The organism is Flavobacterium aerium, from assembly GCF_030766725.1.
GTDB classification, from domain to species: Bacteria; Bacteroidota; Bacteroidia; order Flavobacteriales; family Flavobacteriaceae; genus Flavobacterium; species Flavobacterium aerium.
This window is the reverse complement of sequence record NZ_JARQWR010000022.1, coordinates 1-4,461: the sequence shown is the minus strand read 5'-3', so window position 1 is coordinate 4,461 and position 4,461 is coordinate 1. Positions and strand designations below refer to the sequence as shown.

Annotated in this window: 2 protein-coding genes; both read left to right on the top strand. The window is 40.8% G+C overall.

Annotated features, from left to right (window positions below):
• Nucleotides 1-4,232, top strand: a 4,232-nt coding sequence (locus tag P6733_RS17765) for a gliding motility-associated C-terminal domain-containing protein (protein WP_306354297.1), incomplete at its 5' end; no start/stop codon positions are given.
• Nucleotides 4,233-4,284: 52 nt separating this feature from the next.
• On the top strand, nucleotides 4,285-4,461 hold a 177-nt coding region (locus P6733_RS17760), incomplete at its 3' end, for a type IX secretion system membrane protein PorP/SprF (RefSeq protein WP_306354298.1).

The window sequence follows — 4,461 nt, the reverse complement described above, 5'->3', positions numbered from 1 at the left end:
CTCCTCTAGCTACAACAACCGCTTTAGTAGATGGAGCGACGTATTACGCTTCTCAAACAGCAGACTCTTGTGAGAGTGCAACCCGTTTAGCGGTAACTGTCGTTATTACTAAAACAGAAGCACCAACAACAACACAAACAACACAGACCTTCTGTGAAATTGATAACACTACTATTGCAAGTTTAAATGTAACAGGAACACAGGTGCAGTGGTACGCGAGTGCTACTTCAACAACTCCTCTAGCTACAACTACAGCATTAGTAGATGGAACGACGTATTACGCTTCTCAAACGGCAGACTCTTGTGAGAGTGCAACACGTTTAGCGGTAACGGTAGTTATTACTAAAACAGAAGCGCCAACCACAAGTGAGACAACACAGACATTCTGTGAAATTGATAACACTACTATTGCAAGTTTACAAGTAACAGGAACACAGGTTCAGTGGTACGCAAGTGCTACTTCAACAACTCCTCTAGCTACAACTACAGCTTTGGTAGATGGAGCAACGTATTACGCCTCTCAAACGGCAGACTCTTGTGAGAGTGCAACACGTTTAGCGGTAACGGTAGTTATTACTAAAACAGAAGCACCAACAACAACACAAACAACACAGACCTTCTGTGAAATTGATAACACTACTATTGCAAGTTTACAAGTAACAGGAACACAGGTTCAGTGGTATGCAAGTGCTACTTCAACAACTCCTCTAGCTACAACAACTGCTTTAGTAGATGGAGCAACGTATTACGCTTCTCAAACGGCAGACTCTTGTGAGAGTGCAAGTCGTTTAGCAGTAACTGTCGTTATTACTAAAACAGAAGCACCAACAACAAGTGAAACAACACAGACCTTCTGTGAAATTGATAACACTACTATTGCAAGTTTAGATGTAACAGGAACACAGGTTCAGTGGTATGCAAGTGCTACTTCAACAACTCCTCTAGCTACAACAACCGCTTTAGTAGATGGAGCGACGTATTACGCTTCTCAAACAGCAGACTCTTGTGAGAGTGCAACCCGTTTAGCGGTAACTGTCGTTATTACTAAAACAGAAGCACCAACTACAAGTGAAACAACACAGACCTTCTGTGAGATTGATAACACTACTATTGCAAGTTTAAATGTAACAGGAACACAAGTGCAGTGGTATGCGAGTGCTACTTCAACTACGGCTCTGGCTACAACTACTGCTTTGGTAGATGGAGCAACGTATTATGCTTCTCAAACGGCAGACTCTTGTGAGAGTGCAACCCGTTTGGCAGTAACTGTAGTTATTACTAAAACAGAAGCGCCAACCACAAGTGAAACAACACAGACCTTCTGTGAAATTGATAACACTACTATTGCAAGTTTAAATGTAACAGGAACACAGGTTCAGTGGTACGCGAGTGCTACTTCAACAACTCCTCTAGCTACAACAGCCGCTTTAGTGGATGGAGCAACGTATTACGCTTCTCAAACGGCAGACTCTTGTGAGAGTGCAACACGTTTAGCGGTAACTGTAGTTATTACTAAAACAGAAGCACCAACCACAAGTGAAACAACACAGACCTTCTGTGAAATTGATAACACTACTATTGCAAGTTTAAATGTAACAGGGACACAGGTGCAGTGGTACGCGAGTGCTACTTCAACTACGGCTCTAGCTACAACAACTGCTTTGGTAGATGGAGCAATGTATTATGCTTCTCAAACGGCAGACTCTTGTGAGAGCGCAACCCGTTTAGCGGTAACTGTAGTTATTACTAAAACAGAAGCACCAACCACAAGTGAGACAACACAGACCTTCTGTGAGATTGATAACACTACTATTGCAAGTTTACAAGTAACAGGAACACAGGTTCAGTGGTACGCGAGTGCTACTTCAACTACGGCTCTAGCTACAACAACTGCTTTAGTAGATGGAGCAACGTATTACGCTTCTCAAACAGCAGACGCTTGTGAGAGTGCAACCCGTTTAGCGGTAACGGTAGTTATTACTAAAACAGAAGCACCAACAACAAGTGAGACAACACAGACTTTCTGTGAAATTGATAACACTACTATTGCAAGTTTACAAGTAACAGGAACACAGGTTCAGTGGTATGCGAGTGCTACTTCAACTACGGCTCTGGCTACAACTACAGCATTAGTAGATGGAGCAACGTATTATGCTTCTCAAACGGCAGACGCTTGTGAGAGTGCAACACGTTTAGCGGTAACGGTAGTTATTACTAAAACAGAAGCACCAACCACAAGTGAGACAACACAGACCTTCTGTGAAATTGATAACACTACTATTGCAAGTTTAAATGTAACAGGGACACAGGTGCAGTGGTACGCGAGTGCTACTTCAACTACGGCTCTAGCTACAACAACTGCTTTAGTAGATGGAACGACGTATTATGCTTCTCAAACCGCAAACGGATGTGAGAGCGCAAGTCGTTTGGAAGTAACTATAGTTATTACTAAAACAGAAGCACCAACAACAACACAAACAACACAGACCTTCTGTGAAATTGATAACACTACTATTGCAAGTTTACAAGTAACAGGAACACAAGTTCAGTGGTACGCGAGTGCTACTTCAACTACGGCTCTAGCTACAACTACTGCTTTAGTAGATGGAGCAACGTATTACGCCTCTCAAACGGCAGATTCTTGTGAGAGTGCAACACGTTTAGCGGTAACGGTAGTTATTACTAAAACAGAAGCACCAACCACAAGTGAGACAACACAGACCTTCTGTGAGATTGACAACACTACTATTGCAAGCTTACAAGTAACAGGAATACAGGTTCAGTGGTATGCAAGTGCTACTTCAACTACGGCTCTAGCTACAACAACTGCTTTAGTAGATGGAGCGACGTATTATGCTTCTCAAACCGCAAACGGATGTGAGAGCGCAAGTCGTTTGGAAGTAACTGTAGTTATTACTAAAACAGAAGCTCCAACCACAACAGAAGCAACACAAACATTCTGTGAATCAGATGGAGCAACCATTGTAAGTTTAAATGTAACAGGAACACAGGTTCAGTGGTACGCGAGTGCTACTTCAACTACGGCTCTAGCTACAACAACTGCTTTAGTGGATGGAGCGACATATTATGCTTCTCAAACGGCGGACTCTTGTGAGAGTGCAACACGTTTAGCCGTAACCGTAATTATTACTAAAACACCAATAGCAACAATTTTACCAACAGTAACAATTGAAGGCTGTGATACCGCTGCGATAACAGGATTAGTATACAGTGAAACAGCCGTAAATATTACAGTAGCACAATTAATCGCTTCCGGTAGTAGTATAACCAATGGAACTTCAGTGGCTAGTATCTCATACATAGATACCCAGTCAGGAAGCTGTCCAACGGTAGTTACTCGAGTATTCACTATAAAAGATCTTTGTGGAAATCCAACAACAGTTACACAAGTGATTACAATTAAAGATACGCAAGCACCAATTCTACAAGGAACATTGACCGCTGAGATTAATGTGAACTGCTCAACGATTCCATTAGCACCTGCTTTACAGTTCACTGACAACTGTTCAGGTGTATTAGATGTAATTTTTGATGAAGAAACCGTAAATCAAACAGCGACTTCTTATTCTATTATCAGAACATGGATGGTAACCGACGTTTGTGGTAATGTTGCAGAATTCACACAAAAAGTAAACGTAATCAACAATAGCACTACAACAGTTCAAGAAACGGAATTATGTATCAATGATGTTACGGTATCCTTATTCGATTATCTACCAGGAGTAGCTACTACAGGAGTATGGATTGATGTCGATAATTCAACAGGATTACAAGGTTCAAGTTTTGATCCAAGCCAAGTTGCCTTAGGAGATTATACCTTACGTTATATATTAAATGAAGGACCATGTCAGACCGTTTATGAGATTAAAATGAATGTAAACGATGATTGTATTGTTTTACCAGCATGTACTATAAAAGTTTATAATGCAGTTTCTCCTGATGGAGACGGTAGAAACGACTTCTTCATGATTGATGGAATACTATGTTTCCCTAAAAACACCGTTGAGATTTACAACCGTTGGGGAGTACGTGTATATGAAGCCGAAGGATACGACAATAATACGAAAGCCTTCAGAGGATATTCTGATGGAAGAGTAACGGTAAACAGAGCTTCAGAATTACCAGAAGGAACATATTATTACATCTTGAAATATCAAAAAGAAGACGGTAGTACAACAGAGAAAGCAGGATACCTTTATATTAATAGATAAATATTTAATAACCAAGAGTAGCAATACTCTTGGTATTATAAAACAAACTATAATGAAAACAAAATTTATACTTTTTGCCATACTGTTAACTTCCTTAGGTAGTTACGCACAACAAGATGCGCAGTACACACAATATATGTATAATACGGTGAATATTAACCCGGCCTATGCAGGTTCACGAGGAGTGATGAGTATCTTCGGTTTACACAGAACCCAATGGGTAGGATTA